This window comes from Streptomyces sp. NPDC107562 (assembly GCF_055657325.1).
Genome location: NZ_JBVKBE010000019.1, coordinates 23035 through 47540, shown reverse-complemented (window position 1 = coordinate 47540; position 24506 = coordinate 23035). Strand labels below are relative to the sequence as shown.

Below are 24506 nucleotides of genomic sequence, written 5' to 3'. Positions count from 1 at the left end.
GAGCTCTCCCGAGGATCGGTCGCCGCGGCCTGCCTCGTGGTCGGATACGAGGGCGAGCCGCTCGATCCCCTGTTCGCCAGCACCCGCGCCTGACGCTGGCCGCCCGGAGCCGTGCGTGGTCGGCCTGTCACCAGTCCGGAGCACGGTCGGCCGGCCACAAGCGAACAGCCAAACTTCACTGAGGAACGGTCCAGTGGTCGCGAATTGGCCTTGGCCTGCGGCTCCGTGCGGGTCCTAACGTCAGGGCCCATGCGGATACGAATCGTCGACGCCTTCACCGACCGCCCCTTCGCCGGCAACCCGGCCGGGGTCCTGCTCCTCGACGCCTTCCCCGAGGACGACTGGATGCAGAGCGTGGCCCAGGAGGTCAACCACGCGGAGACGGCCTTCGCCCACCCGTTGCCCGAGGGCGGCGAGGCCGACTGGGCGCTGCGCTGGTTCACGCCGGTCGCCGAGGTGGCCATGTGCGGGCACGCCACGCTCGCCACGGCCCATGTCCTGCACAGCACCGGTGCCCACGAGGGGCCCGTACGGTTCGCCACACGCAGCGGCGTGCTCGTGGCCACGCGCCGCGAGGACGGTTCGACGACCCTGGACTTCCCCACCGCCCCGCTCACGCCGGTCGACCTCCCCGAGGGCCTCGCCGACGCGCTCGGCGCGCGGCCGCTCGCCGCCTACGACACCGGGCCGAACGTCGGGGACCTGCTGGTGGAACTCGCCGACGAGCGGACCGTCCACGCGCTGCGCCCCGACCACCGGGCCATCGGCGCCCACTCGTCGCGCGGCGTGATCGCCACCGCCCGTGCGGAGGAGCCCGCCCTCGGCTACGACTACGTCTCCCGGTGCTTCTTCCCGAACGTCGGCATCGACGAGGACCCGGTCACCGGCAGCGCGCACACCGCGCTGGCCCCGTTCTGGTCCCAGCGCCTCGGCCGCACCGAACTGACAGGACTGCAGGCCTCACCCCGCTCGGGCCGCGTCCACACAGAACTCCGCGACGACCGCACCCTGCTCAGCGGCCGGGCGACAACGGTGATCGAGGGCGACCTACTGGCCTAGGTGTACTCGGTCATGACTTTGGTGACAGTCGGGTGATCGGTGGCTGGCCGCCGAGTGCGGTGTGTCGGCGGCCAGTGTTGTAGAAGTGCAGCCAGGGCGCGAGTGCGTCGGCGCGTTCGGTGTGCTGGCGAAGACCTGGTGGTAGGCCCATTCGGCCTGCAGGGTGCGGTTGAAGCGTTCGACCTTGCCGTTGGTCCAGGGGCAGTGGGGCCGGGTGAACTTCTGCTTCGCGCCCAGGCTTTGACATGCCTCCCGGAACGCGCCGGAGGTGCGGTAGTTGCGGGCGTTGTCGGTCATCACGCGCTCGATGCGGGCGATGCCGTGGCCGGCGAAGAACGCGGCCGCGCGGGTGAGGAAGGCGGCGCAGGTGGTGCCTTTCTCGTCGGCCAGGATCTCGGCGTAGGCCAGGCGGGAGTGGTCGTCGACGGCGGCGTGCACGTAGTCGTAGCCGATGCCCCGGCCCCGGACGGTCTCGCTGCGGCCGTGGGCCCGCCAGCCGCCGCCGTCGGGGATCCTTCCGAGCTTCTTGACGTCCACGTGGACCAGGCCGCCGGGCTGGTTGTACTCGTAGCGTGCGGTGCTGGTGCGCACCGCACGGATCACCTGCCCGGTCAGCGGGTCACAGGCCGCCAGCGGCGGCCTGTGGTGGCGGCGCAGGATCCGGCTGACCGTTCGGGCCGCAACACCGGTGGCCTCAGCGATCTGCTCGGGTCCCCGGCGCAGGCGCCGACGGGCCTCAAGAACGCGCTCCTCGGCCTCGGCAGGGGTGCGTCTGGGGCAGGTGCGGGGACGGCTGGAGCGGTCGTGCAGGCCCGGCCAGCCCTGGGCCCGTTAGCGGTTGACCCAGCGATGGCCGCACAGCCGGGAGACTCCCAGCTCCTTGGCGACATGCGCCACCGGACGCCGGTCGAAGACAACGCGACGCACCAGCAGGCATCTGCCGTGAAAGGTCAGCCGGGCATTAGCGTGGGCCACCAGGACCTCCGAGGTGAGTGAAGACGGCAATCTCCACTACGCCCGGAGGTCCCTCCATGATCAACAACAACGGCAGGCGTGTCACCAACCTCACGGCCGAGTACACCTAGGACTCACCGCCCGGACCAAGCCGACGCGGGACCACAGCGAGGCCCGACGGACCACACCCAGTCCGCAGGACCTGCCCGACGGACCACGCCGGGGACGCGCGGGACCGACCTGCGGGCCGCGCCGAGGGCGCGGACCCGACGGCGCAGACCGCCGGCAGGCGCAGGCCCGTCCGCTGGACGCCGGAGCCACGCGCGCCGTCCAGCGGATAGCGCCAGGGGCCGCGCGACCCCGTCCAGCGCAGGACGTCCAGGACTCAGGCCCGCCCCAAGGACCCGAGCCCGCGAGCCCCCGGGCCTACGCCGCAGGGACCGCCGAAGACACGGGCGCACCCGACGGGCCACGCCGAGGCATGCCGCAGCCCTTCAGGCCGTCGGGAGCCAGTCGACCTTGCCGGCGAGCAGGGCGTACCCCACGAACGCGCCGATGTCGAGGAGCGAGTGGGCGACCACCAGCGGGCCGACGCGTCCCCAGCGCCGGTACAGCCAGACGAAGACCACGCCCATCACCATGTTGCCGATGAAGCCGCCGATGCCCTGGTAGAGGTGGTACGAGCCGCGCAGCACGGAGCTGGCCGCCAGCGACGCACCGGGCGACCACCCCAGCTGGTCCAGCCGGCGAAGCAGGTACCCGACGACGATGACCTCTTCGACGATCGAGTTCTGCAGCGCCGAGAGGATCAGCACCGGGAACTTCCACCACACCTCCGGCAACGCCTCGGGGACGACCGTGAGGTTGAAGCCGAGACCGCGCGCGGCGAGGTAGAAGGCGATGCCGGTGCTGCCGATGACGGCGGCGACGACGGCTCCGCGCCCGAGATCGGGCCAGGGCCTGGAGCGGTCGAACCCGAGGGTCCTGAGACTCTGCCCCTCGCGCATCAGGAAGTGCGCGACCAGGGCGACGGGAATCAGCGCGGTCGTGATCCCGAACAGCTGCCAGGCCAGGTCGAGCCAGGGCCGGCCCGGCGCGGCGGAGGCGTTGAGCGTGGCGGCCTGGTCCTTGAGCCCGCCCGGCCGGGTGACGGATCCCACGAAGCTGATGAGCGCGGACACGGCGCTGGCGCCGAGCGAGAGCCCGAGCACGAGCAGGGTCTCGTCCCGCAGCACCCGCCGCGACGGCGTCCCGCCCGCCGTGGCACCCTTCACGGTTCCCGCCTCACCCTGCACGCCCGCCTCCAGCCGAGTCTCTCAGCGCACATCCTCGTCCACGTCACCTGGATGTGCGCTGGACAGCCTCGCAGACGTACCTGTGCCACGGCTCCCGCCCCCTGCCCGGCGCCGACGGCCTACGTCCGGACAGCGGCCTCCGGAAGCCCCACGGGCCAGGTGTGCACGGGGTCGCCCTGCCGCATCAGCTCGGCGTAGCGCCGGGTCGTCGCGGCCAGCGCGGCCTCGCGGGACAGCCCGCCCTCCAGGGCCCGGTGGAAGGTCGCGACCTGCCAGGACGCCCCGTTCACCCGTCGCCTGCACCGCTCGTCGATCACGCCGAGATACAGGTCCCGGTCGGCCGGCTCCACGCCCCAGGCGTCCAGCCCGGCCGCGGCGAGCGGCAGCAGTTCGTCGCGTACGAGACTTACCGCGTCGACCTCGGTCGTCCCGCCGTACCGGCCCCGACGCGGCCAGGTGAAGCGCGCCTCGATGCCGTACCGGCACGCGGCGTCGAAGTTCGCCTCGGCGGCCTCGAAGGGCAGCCGGGTCCACACCGGCCGGGAGTCCTCGGCGAGCGCGCGGATGAGGCCGTAGTAGAAGGCCGCGTTGGCGATGACGTCGGTGATGGTCGGACCGGCGGGCAGGACCCGGTTCTCGACGCGCAGATGCGGGACGCCGTCGGCGATGCCGTAGACGGGCCGGTTCCAGCGGTAGACCGTGCCGTTGTGCAGCACCAGCTCGGCGAGTTTCGGCACGCCGCCCGCGTCCAGCACGGCCAGCGGATCCTCGTCGTCGCAGATCGGCAGCAGCGCCGGGTAGTAGCGCAGGTTCTCCTCGAAGAGGTCGTACGCCGAGCTGATCCAGCGTTCCCCGAACCAGGTGCGCGGCCGGACGCCCTGGGCCTGGAGCTCGGGCGGGCGGGTGTCGGTGGACTGCTGGAACAGCGGCGGCCGCGATTCGCGCCACAGCTCCCGCCCGAACAGGAACGGCGAGTTCGCGCCCATCGCTATCTGCGCGGCGGTAGCGGCCTGCGCGGCGTTCCACACGTCGGCGAACCGCCCCGGGGTGACCTGGAGATGCAGCTGCACGGAGGTGCAGGCGGCCTCGGGCGCGATCGACTTCGAGGTGCAGGTCAGATGTTCGACCCCGTCGATGTCGAGCGTGAAGTCCTCGCCCCGGGCCGCCACGATCTGGTCGTTCAGCAGCACGTAGCGGTCCACGTCGGAGAGGTTCGAGGAGACCAGGTCGTCGCGCTCGAGGGTCGGCAGAATACCGATCATCACGATTCCGGCGTCCACTTCACCGGCTTTCCGGTGGGCATATGCCAGTGACGTGCGGAGTTCTTCCTCCAGCCGGTCGAATACCCGACCCCCCAGCCGGTGGGGGGCGATGTTGACTTCCAGGTTGAACATGGCGAGTTCTGTTTGGAAGTCGCGGCTCGCGATCCTTTCCAGGACCTGACCGTTGAGCATTTTTGGCATGCCGTCGGCACCCGCGAGATTCAGCTCGATCTCCAGCCCCATCAGGTTCTTGGGCCGATCGAACCGCTTCTCCTCCAGCAGTCGCTCCAGTCCCTGCAGGCACTGCTGGAGCTTGGTGCGGTAGCGCTGGCGATCGGACAGGTCGAACGCGCCCGCCACGACCTTCTCCCCCATCGAAGCGTCCCTCCTCGGTGGGCGGGCCGAAAGATCCGGCCGCCGGTGTCCGGGTCAGGGTGGATGATGCCCAGCCCCGGCGATCCATAACGCCCCCGGTGAACGACCGCAGCCGCTACTCTGGCCACTTGGGCCAAGAAAGATCGGTGGCACATTCACCGGGCATGACGCAGCATGCACTTTTCGACGCCGAAGACCTCGTGAAAAACGCCGACGAGAATTGGCCGACCGCTGCTCGGGCATTCTGCGAGGTCATGGCGGTGTCCCCCCTTCGGAAACGGGATGTTTTCCACGTATCGCTGACCGAATGAACTCTTGTGCGAGTGCCCGGAAACGGTTAGACGAAACACCGGCTGAACAAATGTCGTATAAACTCGGTCGGCAGGGCAGCAGGCGCGCCCACGGTCGGAGGAAACTGTCGTCGTCGATCACGCCCGGCAGGCCTCACACCCACACCATCGTTCGCGGACCCCGGTTGCCTGCCTCCCTGCCCCCGTGAGCTGACAGCGCCGTCCGCCCCGCCCCGTCGCGCCACCCTGCCTGTCGAATGAGAGGCGACCCACCATGCCGCTGCTTGTCCCCCCGGCACCCGCGCCCGCACTTCGCTCCGTCCTCACGGCCCTCGGTTCCCCCACCGCGGTCCGCGAGGCCCGAACCCCCGCCCTGCGCAACGCCCAGGGTCCTGTCACGCCCGAGCTGCCGCTGCCGGTCCATGTGCTGGACCGGATCACCGCGAAGGGCGAGCCGGTCACCCGACTGGCCGGATGGCGCTTCCTGATCCGTTCCGGCGACCACGCGGTCGCCGCGGCGGAGAGCATGCTCACGCCGGACGGCTGGGCCTTCTCGCACTTCTTCGAGGGGCCGTACATCGTCTCCACCGAGCGCGCGCTGCGTCAGGCCGAGACTCTCACCCAGTCGTACCAGGCACGTCTGCTGTCCGTGCCGGGTCTGTACATGCTCACGCTCTGGCTCCACGAGGACCACGCCTCCGACGGCACCGCCGGCCACCCGGCGGCGACCGATCTGCTCGTCCCGCTGGCTCCGGCCCCGCCCGGCATCGCGGCCAACCGCCCGCACCGGGTCGCCGAACTGCTCCCGGTGCTGACCCTGCGGGTGCCGCCGGCCCCGCCGACGCCCCTGCTCGGCTCCCCGGCCTGACCGCCGGGCGGACACCGCACGGCCTGCTCCCGTACCCCGTCACCGGATTCCAGGTGGCGGGGTACGGCGTTGTTCGACCCGTACGGACTAGCCCCATCAGGCCACCCCGAACCACCCGAAGTGACAGTGCAGTTGGGATGAACCGTCCGCGCGGGTGATGCGTCATCAACCTGTGAGGAGCGGTGCGGCGAAATCCCTGCGGAAAGACGCCCGTGGGGCAACACTGGGTTCGACCGACTGATGACAACGGGGGGGCGGCTATGAACGAAGCTTCACGCCGCGGAACAGACACGACAGCGATCACCGACGACACAACAGAGCGAAAGATCCCTTCCATGTGCCAGCACCAGTCACCGTGCCCGACCGCCGACTCCGCCGACCGGGAATCCGCCCGTCTCGTGGCGCACCACCCGGAGCAGGGCTGGAGCCTGCTGTGCAACGGTGTCGTGCTCTTCGAGGACACCGGTGAGCTTCTGCCGGACGGCCAGATCATCGCCCCGCACCGGCTGCCCGCCGGCAGCCAGGTGATGACCGCCGCCTGAGCACGGACCGGGCGGCCCGCACCGCCCGGCAGAACCATGGGGCCGGCCCGCGGACGTACACCGCGCACCGGCCCCGACGCGTGTTCGGCGACCCTCACTGCCCGTAGTCGTTCATGCGCGTGCTACATCAGTCCCTCCGCCAGGCTCCCCAAGGAGAGGGCCGGGAGGTAGTTGAGCAGCGCCAGCAGCAGCGCGGCACCGGTGGCCAGGACCACGAAGTTCACGCCTCGCGCTTGCAACGTGCCCACGGTGACCACGCCCGGCCGCTGCCGGGCCAGCCGTCCGGCGAGCGGGAGCAGGAACGCCATCGGCAGGTAGCGGCCGATCAGCATCGCCGCCGACATCAGCAGGTTGTGGAAGTCGGTGGCCCCGTTGAAGCCGGCCATCGCGCTTCCGTTGCTGTTGACGTTGGAGGTGTACGCGTACGTGAGTTCGGTCAGCCCGTGCGGCCCCGGGTTGCCCATGGAGGACGGACCGTGGCCCAGCGCGACCGACAGCGCCACGCAGGCGAGCACGACGGTCGGTGAGACCAGCGTGTAGAGCACGACGTAGCGCATCTCCCCGAAGCCGAGCCGCTTGCGCAGGTACTCGGGTGTTCGGCCGACCATCAGTCCGCCGATGAAGACCGCCACCATCACCGCCATGATCAGGCCGTACAGCCCGCTGCCGGTGCCGCCGGGGGCGATCTCGCCGAGCATCATCGCCGACAGCAGCACTCCACCGCCCAGGCTGGAGAAGCTGTCGTAGGACGCGTTCGCCGCTCCGTCGGCCGAACCGGTGGCCGCCACGCCGAAGAGCGTCGAGGCGGGGACGCCGAAGCGGGTCTCGGTGCCCTCGTACTGTCCGCCGACAGCCTCCGTGACGGTGCCGTTGTGGGCGCTCTGGGCCAGGTTGCCGGCCGCGAGCAGCAGGCCGAAGAGGATGCCCACCACGGCGAGCAGGGTCCAGCTCTGCCGCAGGGAGCCGATCATCCGGCCGTAGGCGCGGATGAAGGCGGTCGGGATCAGCAGCATCAGCACGATCTCGATCGCGTTGGTGACCGCGGTGGGGTTCTCGAACGGGTGGGCGCTGTTGGCGTTGAAGACGCCCCCGCCGTCACCCGTCATCAGTTTCAGCGGCTCCCATGAGCCGACCGGGCCGCCGAGCAGCGTCTGTTCTCCCCCGGCGACCGTCGTGACGGTGTGCGCGCCACCCAGGCTCTGCGGAACGCCCAGGGCGATCAGCACGATGCCGAAGACGACGGCCAGGGGAAGGAAGATCCGGAAGATCGAACGGGTGAGGTCCACCCAGAAGTTGCCCAGCCGGTCGGTGTCACGACGCGTCAGGCCCCGGATGAGGGCCAGCGCCACGCACAGGCCGACTGCGCCGGAAGCGAACGCCTGGACGCCCAGGCCCGCCATCACCGCCAGGTGGCCGGTGGTCGACTCGCCGGCGTAGTTCTGCCAGCTCGTGTTGGTCGTGAAGCTGATCGCGGTGTGCAGGGCGAGCCGCCACGGCATGCCCTCGTGGCCCGTGGACCAGGGCAGCCGGCCCTGCAGGGTGAACAGCGCGAAGAGGGCCGCGATGCTCGCCGCGCTGAACGCGAGGATCGCGAACAGGTAGTGCCGCCAGTCCTGTTCCTTGTCCGGGTCGATGCCGCAGACCTTGTACAGGACCTTCTCGGGGCGTCCGTGCCGCCCCCCGTCGAGGGCCCGCGCCATGTGGTCGCCGAGCGGGACGTGCAGTCCGACGACGACCGCGAGGACCAGGGTGGCCTGAAGCCAGCCGTACATGTCGGTCAGATCCCCTTCATGGGCCGGGCGCGGTCGAGTGCCGCGTTGAGCTCGACGACGTTCACGGCCGGCTCCCCGAGCACGCCGAGGCCGCGGCCCGTGGTGTAGGTGTCGACGAGCTTGCGCACGTCCTTCTCGCGCAGACCGCGTTCACGGGCGATCCGCGCGGTCTGGAGCTCGGCGTACGCGGGGCTGATCTGCGGGTCGAGACCGCTGGCGCTCGCGGTGACCGCGTCGGCCGGGACCTTGGGGTCGGCGGACGCTTCGCCGCGGATCGGGGTCACGACGGCCTTGCCGTAGTCCTCGCCCGGCTCCGCGCACTCGACACCCACTCCCTCGTACTCCGTGCGGAACGGCGTCGACGGGCAGGCCTGGTTGAGACTGACCACGCGGGTGGCGCGACCGGTGGTGCCGTCCGCGCGGAACACACCGAGGACCGCTCCGACGCCGCCGGCCGTGCAGTACGGGCGCGAGCCGTCGACCCGCTCGAGCTCGCCGACCGCCTTGCTGCGGCCACATACCTGGCTGAGCAGGCTCTGCTTGCCGTCGGGGCCGAGGACGTCCACCGTCGACTCCGGGCCGAGGTTGCCGGCGGCCGAGGCGGCGGCGTCGTAGCCGTCGCCGGCGTTCGAGGGCCGGGGCTGGAAGTAGTACGGGATCGGGTTGCCGTCGCCGTCCAGGAAGGACTGGCCGATGAGCCTGCTGCCGCCCTCGGCGAGCAGGGAGCCGCGGGCGTCGTCCCGCAGTCCCGGGACCTGGGCGATCGCGGTCATCCCCAGGGGGTAGGCAAGACCGACGAACAGGGTGAGGACGACGACCACGCGGATCGCCGCCACGGGGTGGCCGATCCAGGCAGGCGTCCTGGAGAGGAGTTTCATGATCAGATTCCCGGGATGAACTGGACCACGGCGGCGTCGATGAACTTGATCGCGAGGAAGGGCAGGAGAAGCCCGCCCGCGCCGTAGACCCACAGGTTGCGGGTGAGCAGTTTGTCGGCGCTGCCCGGGCGGTAGCGCACCCCGCGCAGGGCGAGCGGGATCAGCGCGACGATGATCACCGCGTTGAAGATCACCGCCGACAGGATGGCCGAAGTCGGCGAGTGCAGTCGCATGACGTTGACCGCGTCGAGCGAGGGGTGGAGCCCGGCGAAGATCGCCGGGAGGATCGCGAAGTACTTGGCGATGTCGTTGGCGAGCGAGAACGCGGTCAACGCGCCCCGGGTGATGAGGAGTTGCTTGCCGATCTCGACGATGTCGATGATCTTGGTCGGGTCGGAGTCGAGGTCGACCATGTTGCCGGCCTCCTTGGCGGCCGACGTACCGGTGTTCATCGCCACGCCGACGTCGGCCTGCGCGAGCGCCGGGGCGTCGTTGGTGCCGTCACCGGTCATCGCGACCAGCTTCCCGCCCTCCTGCTCCTTCTTGATCAGCCCTAGCTTGTCCTCGGGAGTGGCCTCCGCGAGGAAGTCGTCGACGCCCGCCTCGTCGGCGATCGCCTTGGCGGTCACCGGGTTGTCACCCGTGACCATCACCGTGCGGATGCCCATCCGGCGCAGCTCCGCGAAGCGTTCGCGCAGGCCGGTCTTCACGACGTCCTTGAGGTGGACGACGCCGAGCAGTCGCGCCGGTTCGTCTCCGACGCGTTCGGCGACCGCGAGCGGGGTACCGCCGGAGGCCGAGACCTGGTTGACGCACTCACGGAGTCCGGCGGGCACCTCACCGCCGTTGTCCCGGACCCAGGCAGACACCGCGGCGGCGGCACCCTTGCGCAGCCGGCGGCCGCCGGGCAGGTCGACGCCCGACATCCGGGTCATGGCACTGAACGGCACCCATCCGGCGTCGGGGTGCGCGGTCCGCTCCAGGTCGAACTTCTCCCGCGTGTACTCGACGATCGAGCGGCCCTCGGGCGTCTCGTCGGCGAGGCTGGACAGCAGGGCGGCCTCGGCGAGTTCGCCTCCCGTCACCGAGCCGATGGGAAGCAGCGCGCCGGCCCGCCGGTTGCCGAAAGTGATGGTGCCGGTCTTGTCCAGCAGCAGGGTGTTGACGTCGCCCGCCGCCTCCACCGCGCGCCCCGACATGGCGAGCACGTTGCGCTGCACCAGCCGGTCCATGCCCGCGATCCCGATCGCGGAGAGCAACCCGCCGATGGTCGTGGGGATCAGGCAGACCAGCAGCGAGACCAAGACGATGCCGGTGACGCCGTCCGCGGTGAGCGCCTCCGTGTCGTGGGCGGCGGCCATGAAGTCCTTGGAGAACACCGCCATCGGCTGGAGCGTGACGACCGCGACCAGGAAGACGAAGGTGAGCATGACCAGCAGCAGATTGAGCGCGAGCTCGTTCGGGGTCTTCTGCCGGTCGGCGCCCTCCACCAGGGAGATCATCCGGTCCAGGAAGGACTCGCCGGGCTCCTGTGTGATCCGGACGACGATCCGGTCGGACAGCACGCGGGTGCCGCCGGTGACGGCGCAGCGGTCGCCTCCCGACTCCCGGATGACCGGAGCGGACTCGCCGGTGATGGCCGACTCGTCGATGCTGGCGACGCCCTCGATCACATCGCCGTCGCCGGGGACGAGCTCGTTGGCCTCGACGACCACGAGGTCACCCTTGCGCAACTCCCCCGCGCCCACCGGTTCCTCGACGTACTCGCCCGATCGGACGTGCGCGACGCCGCCCACGAGCCGCCGCGCGACGGTCCGGCCGCGCATACCGCGCAGCGAGTCGGCCTGGGCCCGGCCGCGGCTCTCCGCGACCGCCTCGGCCAGGTTGGCGAAGACGACCGTGAGCCAGAGCCAGGCGGTGATGAGCCAGCCGAACAACGACGGCCTGGCGAAGGCGAGTCCTGCGGTCAGCACGGCACCGATCTCGGTGACGAACATGACCGGGTTGCGGGCCAGCGTGACCGGGTTCAACTTGCGAAGGGCGGCGGGCAGCGCACGCCAGAGCTGCTGCGGATCGAGCAGGCCGGCGCCGATCCTGCGCGCGGGCTCCGGCGCCGAGGGCCGCACCGCCTCGGCGGGTCTCTCCCTGACGGGTGCGGGCGCGGTCATCAGAAGCGCTCCGGCTTGATCAAAGCCACCACCAGATAGGCGAGCAGGGCGATCGCGACGATCAGCCCCACCACGTTCTCGGCCGTCACGGCTTTCCTCACATGTCGTTGCAAAAAAAGAGGGGGAAGTGACACCTCCGGCCGAGGACGTGGCCGGCACTCGGCCGGAGGTGGGCAAGGGGCGGCGCGGGCTACAGGCCCACGTCGCGGCTGCGGATGTCGTCCAGGGACTCGCGGCGGACCAGGAGCCGGGCACGGCCGTCCGCGACGGCGGTCACGGGCGGCCGGCCGACCATGTTGTAGCCGGATGCCATGGACAGGTGGTACGCGCCCGCGACGGGGACGGCGAGGAGATCGCCGGGCCGTACGTCCGAGGGCAGTTCCACATCGGCGGCGAGGACGTCACCGGCCTCGCAGTGCCGGCCGACCACGGTCACCGGGGCCGGGGCGGCCGTGCTGTGCCGGCCGACCAGCCGGGGCGCGTAGCGCACGCCGTACAGCGCGGGCCGCGGGTTGTCGCTCATACCGCCGTCGACGGCGACGAACGTGTGCGAGCCGGTCTGCTTCACGGCCAGGACGTGGTAGAGGGCGACGCCCGCCGGACCGGCGATGGCGCGGCCCGGTTCGATCATCAGACGGGGCACCGCGAGCCCGGCCGCCGTGCACGCCTCGGTCAGCTCGGTGCGCACCTTGCGGGCCAGCGTGGTGAGGTCCAGGGCCGGTTCGCCCGGACGGTAGGCGATGCCGTGGCCGCCACCGAGGTCGAGCTCCGGCAGGACCAGCCCGTACTGCTCGTGCAGGCGGGCCATCAGGCCGACCATGCGCCGCACCGCCGAGAGATACGGCTTGACGCTGGTGATCTGTGAGCCCAGGTGGCAGTGCAGGCCCGTCAGTTGGAGCTGCGGCTGGTCGAGGATGCGGGCGATGGCGTGCTGGGCGTATCCGTCGGAGATGGACAGGCCGAACTTCTGGTCGTCGGTGCCGGTGCGGATCTTGGCGTGTCCGCCGGCGCTGATGCCGGGGATCACCCGGACCATGACCTTCTGGTGCCCCTCGGGCCCGACGGCCGCCGCCAGCCGGGCGATCTCGGACGGGCCGTCGATGACGATGCGGCCGACCCCGAGCCGGAGCGCGGTCTCCAGGTCGCGGGGCGACTTGGCGTTGCCGTGCAGCACGATCTTCTCCGGCGGGAAGCCCGTGGTCACCGCCATCTCCAGCTCACCGGCGGAGCAGACGTCGAGTCCGAGGCCTTCCTCCTCCACCCAGTGGAGCATCGCGCGGCACAGGAACGCCTTGGCCGCGTAGACCACGTCGGCTTCGGGAAAGGCGTGCCGGTAGGTGCGGCAGCGTTCACGCACTTCCGCCTCGTCGAGGACGTAGACGGGTGTGCCGAAGCGCTCGGCTATCTCGGCGAGCGGTACACCGCCCACGGCAAGTTCGCCGGGGTGCCGCTCCGTGGTGGAGGCCGGCCACACCGACAGGGCGTCGGTGGTGGTGACGGCGGGTTCGTGAAGCGTGGTCATCGTGCGGTCCTCTCAACCGATCCACAGCGCGAGCGCGGAGACGAGGGCGGCGGCGCCGGTCACGCGCAGGGCGCCGACGGCCTGGGGGTTCCAGGAGACGCCTCGGGGGGTCTCCTGCACCGGCACCGCGCGCGGCGCGGCATTCCCGGGAGCGGAGGCGGGCCCCGGGACGGGGGAGGCCTTCGGCACGGACGGCGCGGAGGTTTCACGGGCCGGTGCGGGTGCCGAGAACTGCGGGTCGATCGTGACGGTGGTGACCCCGAGCGGCGCGGTCAGCGCGCGCAGGGCGGGTTCGGCCAGCCGGATCCACGCCTGGTCGGGGCCAAGGGTCGCCTTGAGTCGCTGCTCGGAGGTGAAGCCCACGGCCGTGCGGTCGCCGAGGGGGCTGCGGAAGAGCCGAGCCGCGGAGCCTGCCGGTCCCGGCCGGACGGGAACGTAGAGAGGTCCGGCCGGGATCCGTTCACAGGGCTCCGGGTCGTCACACGTGAGTTCTGCCATGGGATGCCTCCTGGAGGATCCTGAGCTGGTTGCTGTCTGTGGCTGATGTGTCCCGGCGCCGGATGCGGACCGGGGCTCTCGCCAGACGCTAAGCCCGGCATCCGGCGGCGCCGACGGGTCATGACGCGATGCTGACGGCGAGCGGGCCGACGCTGACGGGTTGCTGACGGAGCGGCCCGACGGCCCCGCCGCGGGCGCTAGAGGCGTGCCAAGAAGTGACGTTCCGTCTGTTCCCTCGCCGCGCGGCGAGGTGAGATGGGGGGTGCGGCCGCACGAGCCGCACGCGGGCAGGGGCCACGCGAGTGTGTGAAGGAACGGTGGAGTCATGGCCGATCACGACCATTCCGGTGCCGCGCGTGTCGTCGTCGGCGTGAGCGGCTCCTTGGGGAGCCTGACCGCGCTCTGCCGGGCGGCCCAGGAAGCCCGGTCCCGGGGCGCCGAGTTGTGGCCGGTGCTGGCGTGGGAGCCGCCCGGCGGGCAGCTCGTCGCGAACCGGTCCACGGCGTCGTGCGTACAGGCGTACGAGTGGCGCGAGCCGGCCCGTGAGCGGCTGCTGACCGCGCTCCGGGATGCCTTCGGTGAGGAGGGTCCTGGGGTCGCGATGTGCGCGCTGGTGGCCCACGGCACGCCGGCCCGCGCCCTGGTGGACGTGGCGGACCGTGTGGATGACGTGCTGGTCGTCGGCGCCGGGCGCCGGGGTCTCTGGCACCGGGCGTTCGGCCCCTCCGTGAGCCGCTACTGCCTGACCCACGCCCACTGCCCCGTGCTCGCGGTGCCGCCGTCACCGCTGGAAGCCGAACTGGCGGCCCTGCACCGTCGTAACGCCTGGCGGCTGCGGCTGGACACGAGGAACTTCCGTGAGCGGCCGCAAGCCGTGCGCCCGGAGTCCTGAGGCCGCGCCCCCCACCGACCCGTCACGGACGATCCCGTGAACACACCCGACGCGGCACCCCCGCCACGCACCGACTGGTGACGCCCCCGTCCGGTGACACATCATCCAGCGACGCACCACCCCGGACACGGACGACCTGGGCCCGCACCACCTGGCGGCGCACTCCTCCGGTCACCCACCACCCGGCGCACACCCCTCCGGTCACCCACCACCCGGCGCACACCCCTCCGGTCACCCACCACCAGGTACGTACCGCTCCGGCCACACCACCAGGTACGTACCGCTCCGGCCACACCACCCGGTGCGCACCCCTCCCGTCACCCACCACCGTCACCCACCACCAGGCACGCACAACTCCGGCCACACACGACCCGGTGCGCACCCCTCCCGTCACCCACCACCCGGCACGCACCACTCCCGTCACACACCACCCGGCACGCACCCTCCCGTCACCCACCACCCCGGACACCCACACCCGCAATCGCACCACCCGCTGACGCACGGCGCCGTGGCATCGGACTGGTCATGCCCCAGTGGCCGTGCCCCGCCGGCCGCAAGGCCCTCCGGCGCTGCGACCGGTCGAGTCGGCCCCTCGCTACGACACCACCTGCGCCGAATAGTCCGGTCGGCCCGGTCGGCGGCCGGGTACTCTCCGCAGGCTCAGCACCATGGTGAGGCCGCCGCCGGGAGTGTCCTCGGCGTCGAGCGTGCCCTCCATGGCCTCGGCGAAGCCGCGGGCGACGGCCAGGCCCAGTCCGACCCCGGCCCCGCGCGGGGCGTCGCCGTAGCGCTGGAACGGCTCGAAGATGCGCTGCTTGGCCTCGTCGGGGACGCCCGGTCCACGGTCCACGACCCGTACTTCCACCCGGTCGTTGATGGCGCTCGCCGACACCAGCACATGGCTGTCCGGCGGGCTGTACTTGACCGCGTTCTCCACGAGGTTGGCCACCGCCCGCTCCAGCAGCCCCTTGTCGACCTGGACCATGGGGAGCGTCTCGGGGATGTCCAGCTCCACGCTGCCCTCGGGGACGCCCCCGAGGGCCATCGGCACCACCTCGTCGAGGTCGATCTCTCGCAGCAGCGGGGAGACCGTTCCGGTCTGCAGCCGGGACATGTCGAGCAGATTGCCGACCAGGTTGTCGAGCCGGTCCGCGCCCTCCTCGATCGCCTCCAGCAGGTCCGCCTGATCCTGCTCGGACCACTCGACGTCGTCCGAACGCAGCGACGTCACGGAGGCCTTGATACCCGCGAGCGGAGTCCGCAGATCATGGCTGACGGCGGCCAGCAGCGCCGTACGGATGCGGTTGCCCTCGGCGAGCCTGCGCGCCTGGTCCGCCTCCTCCTGGAGCCGGCGGCGGTCCAGGACGACCACGGCCTGCGCGGCGAACGCGGCGAGCACCCGCCGGTCCTCGGCGGGCAGCACCCGGCCGTTCAGCGCGAGCGCCATGTGGTCACCGACGGGCATGTCGACGTGCGCGTCGTCCGGCGACCCGGCAGGCCTCGGGCCCACGCTGCCCGCGCAGGTCCAGGGGGCGACGTCGGATTCCCGCTCCAGCAGCCCCACCGACTCCATGCCGAACGTCTCACGCACCCGCTCCAGCAGTTCCTCCAGGCTGGTCTCACCCCGCAGCACGTTTCCCGCGAGGAAGGAGAGGATCTCCGACTCCGCCCGCAGCCGGGCCGCCTGGTGCGTACGCCGGGCGGCCAGGTCCACCACGGAGGCCACCGACACCGCCACGCCTACGAATATGACGATGGCGACGATGTTCTTCGGGTCGGCGATGGTCAGGGTGTGGACCGGTGGCGTGAAGAACCAGTTGAGCAGCAGTGAGCCCACCACCGCGGAGGCCAGCGCCGGCAGCAGTCCGCCGAGCAGGGCCGCGGCCACCGTGAGCGTCAGGTACAGCAGCATGTCGTTGGCCAGGCCCACCTCGGGCGTGACCCCGGTCAGCAGGAGGGTCAGCAGCAGGGGGCCCAGTACACCGATCAGCCAGCCCCAGATGATGCGGGAGCGGCCGAGGCGGGCGCCGCGCGCGACAGGCAGTCCGCGTCCCTTGCCCACCTCGGCGTGGGTGATGAGGTGCACGTCGAGGTCGGGTCCCGACTCACGGGCGACGGTCGCTCCGACGCCCGGCCCGAAGACGTACTGCCAGGTCTGGCGGCGGGAGACGCCGAGCAGGATCTGGGTGGCGTTGACGCCGCGTGCGAAGTCCAGCAGCGCGGCGGGGATGTCCTCGCCCACCACCTGGTGGAAGGTGCCACCGAGGTCCTCCACCAGGGCGCGCTGGACGGCCAGTTCCTTGGGAGAGGCCCCGGACAGGCCGTCGCTGCGGGAGATGTAGACCGCGAGCACCTCGCCGCCGGCGCCCTTCTCCGCGAGCCGCACGGCCCGCCGGATGAGGGTCCGGCCCTCCGGGCCGCCGGTGAGCCCGACCACGATCCGCTCACGCGAACCCCAGATCTTGGACACCCGGTGTTCGTTGCGGTATTCGGTGAGGTACTCGTCGACGCGGTCGGCCACCCACAGCAGCGCCAGTTCGCGCAGGGCCGTGAGGTTGCCGGGCCGGAAGTAGTTGGAGAGCGCCGCGTCGACCTTGTCCGGCTTGTAGATGTTGCCGTGCGCCATCCGGCGGCGCAGCGCCTCGGGCGACATGTCGACCAGTTCCACCTGGTCCGCACGCCGCACGACCTCGTCGGGGACGGTCTCGCGCTGCCGGATGCCCGTGATGGACTCGACGACGTCGCCGAGGGACTCCAGGTGCTGGATGTTGACCGTCGAGATGACGTCGATGCCCGCCGCCAGCAACTCCTCGACGTCCTGCCAGCGCTTGGCGTTGCGGGAGCCGGGGATGTTGGTGTGCGCGAGTTCGTCGACCAGCGCCACCTGGGGTCGGCGGGCCAGCACCGCGTCCACGTCCATCTCGCTGAACACGCCGCCCCGGTATTCGAGTTGACGACGGGCGACCTGTTCCAGGCCGTGCAGCATCACCTCGGTGCGTGGGCGGTTGTGGTGCTCGACGAACGCCACCGCACAGTCGGTGCCCCGTTCGACGCGCCGGTGCCCCTCGGAGAGCATCGCGTACGTCTTGCCGACGCCCGGGGCGGCGCCGAGGTAGATCCGAAGCTTGCCGCGTGCCATGTTCACCCTTCGAAGCGGTAACCCATGCCGGGTTCGGTGATGAGGTAGCGGGGGTGCGAGGGATCCGCTTCCAGTTTCCGCCGGAGCTGGGCCATGTAGACCCGCAGGTAGTTGGTCTTGTTGCGCTGGGACACTCCCCAGACCTCCTGGAGCAGGTGCTTCTGTGTGACGAGCCGGCCGGGGTGGGTGACCAGGATCTCCAGCAGATGCCATTCGGTCGGTGTGAGCCGCACGTCCCGTCCGTCCCGTACGGCCTTCTTGGCGAGCAGGTCGATGGTGAAGTCCGGGGTCTGCACCACCGTCCGCTCGGGGGCCACGGGCATCTCCTCGGTGCGGCGGACGGCCGCCCGCAGGCGGGCCATGAGTTCGTCCATGCTGAACGGCTTGGTGACGTAGTCGTCCGCGCCCGCGTCCAGCGCCACGACCTTCTCATCGGACGCCTGGCGGGCCGACAGCACCACGATCGGGACCTTCGTCCAGCCGCGCAGTGCCTTGATCACGTCGATGCCGTCCATGTCCGGCAGCCCGAGGTCGAGCATCACCACGTCGGGCTGACGGGCGGCCGCGAGGCGGAGGGCCGTGGCGCCGTCGGGCGCCGCGTCCACTCCGTAGCGGCGCGCCTGCAGGTTGATCACGAGGGCTCTCACGAGCTGTGGGTCGTCCTCCACCACCAGCACCCGGGTCATGGGTGTGCGCCTTTCCTCTCGAACGCGCCGGTCGCGACGCGACCGGCGCCACGGCGGCGGGAGCCGGCCGTCCCGGAGGGTGTCTCCGGCCGCCGACTCCCGCGTGACTCGCGTAACGCCATCAGCTCTTGGCCACGAGTTCCTTGAGCGCGACGTTCAGCTCCAGGACGTTGACCCGGGGCTCACCGATGAAGCCGAGCGAGCGCCCCTCGGTGTTCTTGTCCACGAGCTTCTGGACCTCGGCGACGGGCAGACCGTTCTTCTCGGCGACCCGGTGCACCTGGATGTCCGCGTACGCGGGCGAGATGTGCGGGTCCAGCCCGGAGCCGGAGGACGTCACGGCGTCCGCCGGAACCTGGGAGGGCTTGACCGTCCAGCCGGGCACCGAGTTGTCCTTGACCACGGCGGCCTTGGCGTCCTTCACCCACTGGATGAGCTCTTCGTTGTCACCGGAGCGGTTGGTCGCGCCGGAGAGGATGAGCGAGTACTGGGTGTTGACGCTGTTGGTGCCCAGGCCGTTCTGCGGGCGGCCCTGGAACCATTGGAGGTCGGGCTCCGGGGTCTCCTGGCCCTTCTTCAGCGGCAGGTTGTAGGCCTGACCGATCAGGGAGGAGCCGACGACCTTGCCCTGGGAGCTGATCTCTGAGCCGTTCGCCTTGTTGCTGAACAGGCCCTGAGCGACGCCGGTCACGACCAGCGGGTAGATGACGCCCGTCACCAGGGTCAGCACGAGCAGGGCGCGCAGGCCCGCCCCGAGCAACCGGGCGGTGTTGGATACCGAGTTGTTCATGGCGATCAGCCGATTCCGGGAATGAGGGAGATGATCATGTCGATGATCTTGATGCCGATGAAGGGGGCTATCAGGCCGCCGAGTCCGTAGATCCCGAGGTTGCGGCGGAGCAGCCGGTCCGCGCTCACCGGCCGGTACTGCACACCCCGCAGGGCGAGCGGCACCAGCGCGATGATGACCAGCGCGTTGAAGATGACCGCGGACAGGATCGCCGAGTCCGGCGAGGACAGCTGCATGATGTTCAGCTTGTCCAGGCCCGGGTAGACCGCCGCGAACAGCGCCGGGATGATCGCGAAGTACTTCGCGACGTCGTTGGCGATGGAGAAGGTGGTCAGCGCACCGCGCGTGATCAGCAACTGCTTGCCGATCTCGACGATCTCGATGAGCTTCGTCGGGTTGGAGTCGAGGTCGACCATGTTGCCGGCCTCCTTGGCGGCCGACGTACCGGTGTTCATCGCCACGCCGACGTCGGCCTGCGCGAGCGCCGGGGCGTCGTTGGTGCCGTCACCGGTCATCGCGACCAGCTTTCCGCCCGCCTGCTCCCGCTTGATGAGCGCCATCTTGTCCTCGGGAGTCGCCTCCGCGAGGAAGTCGTCGACGCCGGCCTCCTCGGCGATCGCCTTGGCGGTGAGCGGGTTGTCGCCGGTGATCATGACGGTCTTGATGCCCATGCGGCGCAGTTCCTGGAACCGCTCGCGCATGCCGTCCTTCACGACGTCCTTGAGGTGGATGACGCCCAGCACGCGGGCGCCGTCGGCGTCCTCGACGGCCACGAGCAGCGGGGTGCCGCCCGCCTCGGAGATCCGACGGGTCAACCGGCCGGCGTCCTCGGCGATCTCGCCGCCGCGCTCGCTCACCCAGGCGGTGACCGAACCGGCCGCGCCCTTGCGGACCTTCCTGCCGTCCACGTCGACACCGGACATCCGGGTCTGGGCGGTGAAGGCGATCCATTCGGCGTGCGACAGCTCGCCCTGGTGGCGCTCGCGCAGTCCGTACTTCTCCTTCGCCAGGACGACGACGGAGCGGCCCTCGGGCGTCTCGTCGGCGAGCGACGACAGCTGGGCGGCGTCCGCGAGCTGGGCGGCCGTCACGCCGCTCACCGGCACGAACTCCGACGCCTGACGGTTGCCGAGGGTGATGGTGCCGGTCTTGTCGAGCAGCAGGGTGGAGACGTCGCCGGCGGCCTCGACCGCGCGGCCCGACATCGCCAGGACGTTGCGCTGGACCAGGCGGTCCATGCCGGCGATACCGATCGCGGACAGCAGGGCACCGATGGTCGTCGGGATGAGACAGACCAGCAGGGCGACCAGCACGACCATCGTCAGGTCGGTGCCCGCGTAGTTCGCGAGCGGGGGCAGCGTGGCGCAGGCGAGCAGGAAGACGATCGTCAGCGAGGCGAGCAGGATGTTCAGCGCGATCTCGTTGGGCGTCTTCTGCCGGGAGGCACCCTCGACGAGGCTGATCATCCGGTCGATGAAGGTCTCGCCCGGCTTCGTCGTGATCTTGATGGCGATGCGGTCGGAGAGCACCTTCGTGCCGCCGGTGACCGCGGAACGGTCGCCGCCCGACTCCCGGATCACGGGGGCCGACTCACCGGTGATCGCCGACTCGTCGACGCTCGCGACACCCTCGACGACGTCGCCGTCGCCGGGAATGACGTCGCCTGCCTCACAGACGACCAGGTCGCCGATACGCAGCTCGGTGCCGGGCACCCGCTCCTCGCGGTCACCCACGAGGCGCCGGGCCACCGTGTCGGTCTTGGCCTTGCGCAGGGTGTCGGCCTGCGCCTTGCCACGCCCCTCGGCCACGGCCTCGGCCAGGTTGGCGAAGATCACCGTGAGCCAGAGCCAGGCGCTGATGGTCCAGCCGAACCAGTCGGTCGGGTCCGTGAAGGAGAAGACGGTGGTCAGGACGGAGCCGATCCACACCACGAACATCACGGGCGACTTGATCATCACCCGCGGGTCGAGCTTGCGGAAGGCGTCCGGCAGCGACCTGACGAGCTGCTTGGGGTCGAAGAGGCCCGCGCCGACACGGCCCTCTGCGGACTTGTGCCCGGTGGGTACGTCGCTGTGCGGCGCCCGGGTCGGAGTGGCTGTGGACATCGAGTCCTCTTGCTTCTGTATGCGAGTGGTCATCACGCCAGCCCCTCGGCCAGCGGTCCCAGCGCCAGCGCCGGGAAGTACGTGAGACCGGTGATGATGATGACCGTGCCGACGAGCAGGCCGGTGTACAGCGGCTTGTCCGTCCGCAGGGTGCCCGTGGTCGCCGGCACCGGCTTCTGCTCGGCGAGCGAGCCCGCGAGTGCCAGGATGAAGACCATCGGCACGAACCGTCCGAGCAGCATGGCGATACCGAGCGTGGTGTTGAACCACTGGGTGTCCGCGTTCAGGCCGGCGAAGGCCGAGCCGTTGTTGTTCGCGGCGGACGTGTAGGCGTACAGGATCTCGGAGAATCCGTGCGCCCCGCTGTTGGTCATCGAGTTGCCCGGAGTGGGCAGCGCCATGGCGATCGCGGTGAAGACCAGCACGAGTGCCGGGGTCACCAGAATGTAGAGGGCCGCCAGCTTGATCTCACGGGTGCCGATCTTCTTGCCCAGGTACTCGGGCGTACGGCCCACCATCAGACCGGCGATGAACACCGCGATGATCGCGAGGATCAGCATGCCGTAGAGGCCGGAACCGACGCCACCGGGCGCGATCTCGCCCAGCATCATGCCGAGCATCGTGATGCCGCCACCGAGGCCGGTGAAGGAGGAGTGGAAGGAGTCGACCGCACCGGTCGAGGTCAGGGTGGTGGAGACCGCGAAGAGCGACGAACCGCCGATACCGAAGCGGAGCTCCTTGCCCTCCGTCGCGCCACCCGCGATGTCGAACGCCGGGCCGTGGTGGGCGAACTCGGTCCACATCATCAGACCGACGAAGGAGATCCAGATCGTGGCCATGGTCGCGAGGATCGCGTAGCCCTGCTTGACCGAACCCACCAGCACACCGAAGGTGCGGGTCAGGGAGAACGGGATGACCAGGATCAGGAAGATCTCGAAGAGGTTCGTGAACGGGGTCGGGTTCTCGAAGGGGTGGGCACTGTTGGCGTTGAAGTAGCCGCCGCCGTTGGTGCCCAGCTCCTTGATCGCCTCCTGCGACGCGACCGCGCCGCCGTTCCACTCCTGCGTGCCGCCCATGAACTGGCCGACCTCGTGGATCCCGGAGAAGTTCTGGATGGCGCCGAGGGAGACCAGGACGACCGCGCCGATGAACGCGAGCGGCACCAGGATGCGGACGGTGCCGCGCACCAGGTCCGCCCAGAAGTTGCCGAGGTCACCGGTGCGGGAGCGGGCGAAGCCGCGCACCAGCGCCACCGCGACGGCCATGCCGACGGCCGCGGAGACGAAGTTCTGCACGGCCAGACCGCCGGTCTGGACGACGTGGCCCATGGCCTGTTCGCCGTAGTACGACTGCCAGTTGGTGTTGGCCACGAACGACACGGCCGTGTTGAACGCCTGGTCCGGGTCGATCGCCGCGAAGCCGAGCGATCCGGGCAGGACGCCCTGGAGCCGCTGGAGCAGGTAGAGGAAGAGGACACCGATCGCCGAGAAGGCGAGGACGCCGCGGAGGTACGCGGTCCAGCGCATCTCGGTGTCGGGGTTGGCACCTATGCCCTTGTAGATCCACTTCTCGACACGCCAGTGCTTGTCGGTGGAGTAGACCTTGGCCATGTAGTTGCCAAGGGGGACGTGGACGATCGCCAGTGCGCCGATCAGGGCGAGCAGCTGGAGTACGCCGGCAAGTACGGGACCCATGTCGTGCTCAGAACCTCTCCGGGAAGATCAGGGCGAGGACGAGATAGCCGAGCAGGGCGACGGCCACGACCAGGCCGACTACGTTTTCGATGGTCACAGCTTCGTCACCCCCTTGGCGACGAGGATCACCAGCGCGAACAGCGCGATCGTGGTGACGACGAAGGCCAGATCGGCCATCGTGAACTCCTGGAGTCGAGATTCGAATGGACACGGACTTGTTAGAGGAAACCTCCTCCTTGGCCGGTTTCGACCGTCGTTGACGTGTCCCTTACGGCCCACTGCGCGGCCTTGACGAGACCCTGACGGCGACGCCGTCCGCACGGCTGTGGACCGGCTCTGCGGGCGCCCGGCATGCTCGACGTCACCGTCGCGTCTGCCGTTCAGAGCCCTTCCGACGCCCTGTCGCCGGCGGTGTGACCTGCGCGGCGGTCGCGTCGTGCCGTCGTGCCGTCGTGCCGTCGTGCCGTCAAGAAGTCCTCGCGCCCACGTCAGAGAGCCGTCAATGCCCCTGGACGTCGCGCACGAGGCCCCTACCGTCGGCCGTATGGGACACCGTGACGACCCGAACCGGGCTCTGACCGACCTGCCCGCCCCCCACCCCGCTCCGCCGGTCCACGACCGGCACTGGGCCCGTGATGTGCGCGGCGCGATCGGCTGTGCCGGGGTGCTGCTGGCCCTGCTGCTCCTGTTGGACTGGGCTGCCGGCACCCTGACGGCGTGGCGAGCGGTGCTCTGGGCCGTCCTCGCCCTGCTGCTGCTCGCGGTGCTCTGCCCGTCCCGCGTCGCCGCCGGCGAGGGTTGGATCGTCGCCCGCTCTCTGCTGCGCTCCCGCCGGGTCCGTACAGATCTGCTCGTCTCCGTGAGCTGCCTGGACGGTGTTTCGCAGCGCTTGCTGCTGCGCGACGCCTTCGGCGCCCGGTTCGAGATCGACCCTCGGGTGCTGATGGACAACCCCGAGCTGTGGCGCCGCCTCGACGAGGACGCCCGCCGGGCGGAGGCCTCCGGTTTCCTGCTCTGCGGGACCACGGCGCTGAGCCGTGTCTCGGTCAGGATCGACGGCGAGACGGCACACTCCGTCTTCAAGGTGTCGGGCCTGGATTGAGGCCACCCGTCCCACCCACACCTGCGTGGGCGGCGCCGCCCACGCCTCCGTGCGTCGAGGACGTCACGTGCGAGTGCGCCGGGCAGTCGGGGGCGGCTCTTCGCGACGAGGCGGGCAAGGTCACCGGGCCCGGACGGAACCAGGCGGACCGGCAGCCGTCAGCCCCGGCCTCGTGACCCGGTACGGCCGCCCGGGCCCGACCCGGTCCCCGAACGACCGGCTGCCCGTGCGCGCGAACGCCGTCCGGCACGCACCACCCCGTACCGCCCGCACGCTCGACCCGGCCGGGGCAGCGCCGGCCCTGCACGACGGACGGCCCTGGCGCGTACGCCGATCAGGCACGACCCCGGATCCCGCCGCCCGCTCCATCCGGACACGCACAGGCTCACCCCGAACGACGGCCCCGACCCGAACCTCGTCGAGTCCGAACAACGGCCCCGACCCGAACCTGGTCGAGTCCGAACGACGGCCCCGACCCGAACCTCGTCGAGTCCGAACGACGGCCCCGACCCGAACCTCGTCGAGTCCGAACGACGGCCCCGACCCGAACCTCGTCGAGTCCGAACGACGGCCCCGACCCGAACCTCGTCGAGTCCGAACGACGGCCCCGACCCG

21 protein-coding genes and 1 pseudogene are annotated in these 24506 nt (G+C 70.6%); 6 read left to right on the top strand and 16 right to left on the bottom strand.

Annotated elements, in window-relative coordinates; genetic code table 11:
* Window positions 1-249: 249 nt before the first annotated feature.
* Window positions 250-1059, top strand: a complete 810-nt coding sequence (locus ACZ7LV_RS35015) for a PhzF family phenazine biosynthesis protein (RefSeq protein WP_471945391.1) — start codon at window positions 250-252, stop codon at window positions 1057-1059.
* Between the two features lie 10 nt (window positions 1060-1069).
* Here the strand turns inward: ACZ7LV_RS35015 and ACZ7LV_RS35010 are convergent.
* The 3 genes and pseudogenes from ACZ7LV_RS35010 to ACZ7LV_RS35000 form a co-directional block, all read right to left on the bottom strand.
* Window positions 1070-2034: pseudogene (locus ACZ7LV_RS35010) on the bottom strand (IS481 family transposase).
* Between the two features lie 473 nt (window positions 2035-2507).
* Entirely contained in the window at window positions 2508-3308 is an 801-nt protein-coding gene (locus ACZ7LV_RS35005) for a CPBP family intramembrane glutamic endopeptidase (protein ID WP_401672382.1), read from the bottom strand.
* A gap of 119 nt (window positions 3309-3427) precedes the next feature.
* Entirely contained in the window at window positions 3428-4945 is a 1518-nt protein-coding gene (locus ACZ7LV_RS35000; RefSeq protein ID WP_471945390.1) for a glutamate-cysteine ligase family protein, read from the bottom strand.
* A 164-nt stretch (window positions 4946-5109) separates the two neighbouring features.
* Here ACZ7LV_RS35000 and ACZ7LV_RS34995 point away from each other — a divergent pair, with 164 nt between their 5' ends.
* The 3 genes from ACZ7LV_RS34995 to ACZ7LV_RS34985 all read left to right on the top strand — a co-directional run bounded on the left by ACZ7LV_RS34995 (window position 5110) and on the right by ACZ7LV_RS34985 (window position 6645).
* Window positions 5110-5256, top strand: coding sequence for a hypothetical protein (locus ACZ7LV_RS34995; protein ID WP_471945389.1), 147 nt, complete (start codon window positions 5110-5112; stop codon window positions 5254-5256).
* 253 nt (window positions 5257-5509) lie between these two features.
* Window positions 5510-6103, top strand: coding sequence for a hypothetical protein (locus ACZ7LV_RS34990; protein WP_401672156.1), 594 nt, complete (start codon window positions 5510-5512; stop codon window positions 6101-6103).
* Between the two features lie 335 nt (window positions 6104-6438).
* Window positions 6439-6645, top strand: coding sequence for a DUF5999 family protein (locus ACZ7LV_RS34985; RefSeq protein WP_365448143.1), 207 nt, complete (start codon window positions 6439-6441; stop codon window positions 6643-6645).
* Between the two features lie 122 nt (window positions 6646-6767).
* Here ACZ7LV_RS34985 and kdpA (ACZ7LV_RS34980) read toward each other — a convergent pair whose 3' ends face one another.
* From kdpA (ACZ7LV_RS34980) to ACZ7LV_RS34955, 6 genes are all read right to left on the bottom strand, one after another.
* Entirely contained in the window at window positions 6768-8417 is a 1650-nt protein-coding gene (kdpA, locus tag ACZ7LV_RS34980; protein WP_471945388.1) for a potassium-transporting ATPase subunit KdpA, read from the bottom strand.
* 5 nt (window positions 8418-8422) lie between these two features.
* Window positions 8423-9295: a potassium-transporting ATPase subunit C gene (locus tag ACZ7LV_RS34975; RefSeq protein WP_471945387.1), complete on the bottom strand. Its 873-nt coding sequence runs from the start codon at window positions 9293-9295 to the stop codon at window positions 8423-8425.
* A gap of 2 nt (window positions 9296-9297) precedes the next feature.
* Window positions 9298-11463, bottom strand: coding sequence for a potassium-transporting ATPase subunit KdpB (kdpB, locus tag ACZ7LV_RS34970; protein WP_471945386.1), 2166 nt, complete (start codon window positions 11461-11463; stop codon window positions 9298-9300).
* Window positions 11463-11552, bottom strand: a complete 90-nt coding sequence (kdpF, locus tag ACZ7LV_RS34965; RefSeq protein ID WP_063797361.1) for a K(+)-transporting ATPase subunit F — start codon at window positions 11550-11552, stop codon at window positions 11463-11465. The genes kdpB (ACZ7LV_RS34970) and kdpF (ACZ7LV_RS34965) overlap by 1 nt, the downstream gene beginning before the upstream one ends.
* Window positions 11553-11653: 101 nt before the next feature.
* Entirely contained in the window at window positions 11654-12985 is a 1332-nt protein-coding gene (gene lysA / locus ACZ7LV_RS34960; protein ID WP_471945385.1) for a diaminopimelate decarboxylase, read from the bottom strand.
* 12 nt (window positions 12986-12997) lie between these two features.
* Window positions 12998-13483 carry an SAV_915 family protein gene (locus tag ACZ7LV_RS34955; RefSeq protein WP_471945384.1) on the bottom strand — a complete coding sequence of 162 codons (486 nt, stop codon included), beginning with the start codon at window positions 13481-13483 and terminating at the stop codon, window positions 12998-13000.
* A 325-nt stretch (window positions 13484-13808) separates the two neighbouring features.
* Here ACZ7LV_RS34955 and ACZ7LV_RS34950 point away from each other — a divergent pair, with 325 nt between their 5' ends.
* The gene (locus ACZ7LV_RS34950; protein WP_471945383.1) at window positions 13809-14375 is read left to right on the top strand and encodes a universal stress protein; all 567 of its coding nucleotides are present in this window, start codon (window positions 13809-13811) and stop codon (window positions 14373-14375) included.
* A gap of 595 nt (window positions 14376-14970) precedes the next feature.
* On the opposite strand, the gene ACZ7LV_RS34945 is transcribed toward ACZ7LV_RS34950, so the two are convergent.
* The 7 genes from ACZ7LV_RS34945 to ACZ7LV_RS34915 all read right to left on the bottom strand — a co-directional run bounded on the left by ACZ7LV_RS34945 (window position 14971) and on the right by ACZ7LV_RS34915 (window position 23068).
* Window positions 14971-17514: a sensor histidine kinase gene (locus ACZ7LV_RS34945; protein WP_471945382.1), complete on the bottom strand. Its 2544-nt coding sequence runs from the start codon at window positions 17512-17514 to the stop codon at window positions 14971-14973.
* Window positions 17515-17516: 2 nt separating this feature from the next.
* Window positions 17517-18200: a response regulator gene (locus ACZ7LV_RS34940; RefSeq protein ID WP_471945381.1), complete on the bottom strand. Its 684-nt coding sequence runs from the start codon at window positions 18198-18200 to the stop codon at window positions 17517-17519.
* A 121-nt stretch (window positions 18201-18321) separates the two neighbouring features.
* On the bottom strand, window positions 18322-18990 hold the full coding sequence (locus ACZ7LV_RS34935; RefSeq protein ID WP_401672183.1) for a potassium-transporting ATPase subunit C: 669 nt from the start codon (window positions 18988-18990) through the stop codon (window positions 18322-18324).
* Window positions 18991-18995: 5 nt separating this feature from the next.
* Window positions 18996-21095: a potassium-transporting ATPase subunit KdpB gene (kdpB, locus tag ACZ7LV_RS34930; protein ID WP_471945380.1), complete on the bottom strand. Its 2100-nt coding sequence runs from the start codon at window positions 21093-21095 to the stop codon at window positions 18996-18998.
* Window positions 21096-21127: 32 nt separating this feature from the next.
* On the bottom strand, window positions 21128-22789 hold the full coding sequence (gene kdpA / locus ACZ7LV_RS34925) for a potassium-transporting ATPase subunit KdpA (RefSeq protein WP_471945379.1): 1662 nt from the start codon (window positions 22787-22789) through the stop codon (window positions 21128-21130).
* A 7-nt stretch (window positions 22790-22796) separates the two neighbouring features.
* The gene (gene kdpF / locus ACZ7LV_RS34920; protein ID WP_401672192.1) at window positions 22797-22886 is read right to left on the bottom strand and encodes a K(+)-transporting ATPase subunit F; all 90 of its coding nucleotides are present in this window, start codon (window positions 22884-22886) and stop codon (window positions 22797-22799) included.
* Window positions 22883-23068: a hypothetical protein gene (locus tag ACZ7LV_RS34915; RefSeq protein ID WP_471945378.1), complete on the bottom strand. Its 186-nt coding sequence runs from the start codon at window positions 23066-23068 to the stop codon at window positions 22883-22885. The genes kdpF (ACZ7LV_RS34920) and ACZ7LV_RS34915 overlap by 4 nt, the downstream gene beginning before the upstream one ends.
* Window positions 23069-23333: 265 nt before the next feature.
* Between ACZ7LV_RS34915 and ACZ7LV_RS34910 the strand changes: the two genes are divergently transcribed.
* Complete coding sequence (locus ACZ7LV_RS34910) at window positions 23334-23891, top strand: hypothetical protein (RefSeq protein ID WP_471945377.1); 558 nt, start codon at window positions 23334-23336, stop codon at window positions 23889-23891.
* The last annotated feature ends 615 nt before the right edge of the window (window positions 23892-24506 follow it).

Coding starts and splice junctions, on each gene's coding strand:
- ACZ7LV_RS35015 (WP_471945391.1), top strand. CDS start 250: ATGCGGATACGAATCGTCGACGCCTTCACCGACCGCCCCTTCGCCGGC.
- ACZ7LV_RS35000 (WP_471945390.1), bottom strand. CDS start 4,945: ATGGGGGAGAAGGTCGTGGCGGGCGCGTTCGACCTGTCCGATCGCCAG.
- ACZ7LV_RS34995 (WP_471945389.1), top strand. CDS start 5,110: ATGACGCAGCATGCACTTTTCGACGCCGAAGACCTCGTGAAAAACGCC.
- ACZ7LV_RS34990 (WP_401672156.1), top strand. CDS start 5,510: ATGCCGCTGCTTGTCCCCCCGGCACCCGCGCCCGCACTTCGCTCCGTC.
- ACZ7LV_RS34985 (WP_365448143.1), top strand. CDS start 6,439: ATGTGCCAGCACCAGTCACCGTGCCCGACCGCCGACTCCGCCGACCGG.
- kdpA (WP_471945388.1), bottom strand. CDS start 8,417: ATGTACGGCTGGCTTCAGGCCACCCTGGTCCTCGCGGTCGTCGTCGGA.
- ACZ7LV_RS34975 (WP_471945387.1), bottom strand. CDS start 9,295: ATGAAACTCCTCTCCAGGACGCCTGCCTGGATCGGCCACCCCGTGGCG.
- kdpB (WP_471945386.1), bottom strand. CDS start 11,463: ATGACCGCGCCCGCACCCGTCAGGGAGAGACCCGCCGAGGCGGTGCGG.
- lysA (WP_471945385.1), bottom strand. CDS start 12,985: ATGACCACGCTTCACGAACCCGCCGTCACCACCACCGACGCCCTGTCG.
- ACZ7LV_RS34955 (WP_471945384.1), bottom strand. CDS start 13,483: ATGGCAGAACTCACGTGTGACGACCCGGAGCCCTGTGAACGGATCCCG.
- ACZ7LV_RS34950 (WP_471945383.1), top strand. CDS start 13,809: ATGGCCGATCACGACCATTCCGGTGCCGCGCGTGTCGTCGTCGGCGTG.
- ACZ7LV_RS34945 (WP_471945382.1), bottom strand. CDS start 17,514: ATGGCACGCGGCAAGCTTCGGATCTACCTCGGCGCCGCCCCGGGCGTC.
- ACZ7LV_RS34940 (WP_471945381.1), bottom strand. CDS start 18,200: ATGACCCGGGTGCTGGTGGTGGAGGACGACCCACAGCTCGTGAGAGCC.
- ACZ7LV_RS34935 (WP_401672183.1), bottom strand. CDS start 18,990: ATGAACAACTCGGTATCCAACACCGCCCGGTTGCTCGGGGCGGGCCTG.
- kdpB (WP_471945380.1), bottom strand. CDS start 21,095: ATGTCCACAGCCACTCCGACCCGGGCGCCGCACAGCGACGTACCCACC.
- kdpA (WP_471945379.1), bottom strand. CDS start 22,789: ATGGGTCCCGTACTTGCCGGCGTACTCCAGCTGCTCGCCCTGATCGGC.
- ACZ7LV_RS34910 (WP_471945377.1), top strand. CDS start 23,334: ATGGGACACCGTGACGACCCGAACCGGGCTCTGACCGACCTGCCCGCC.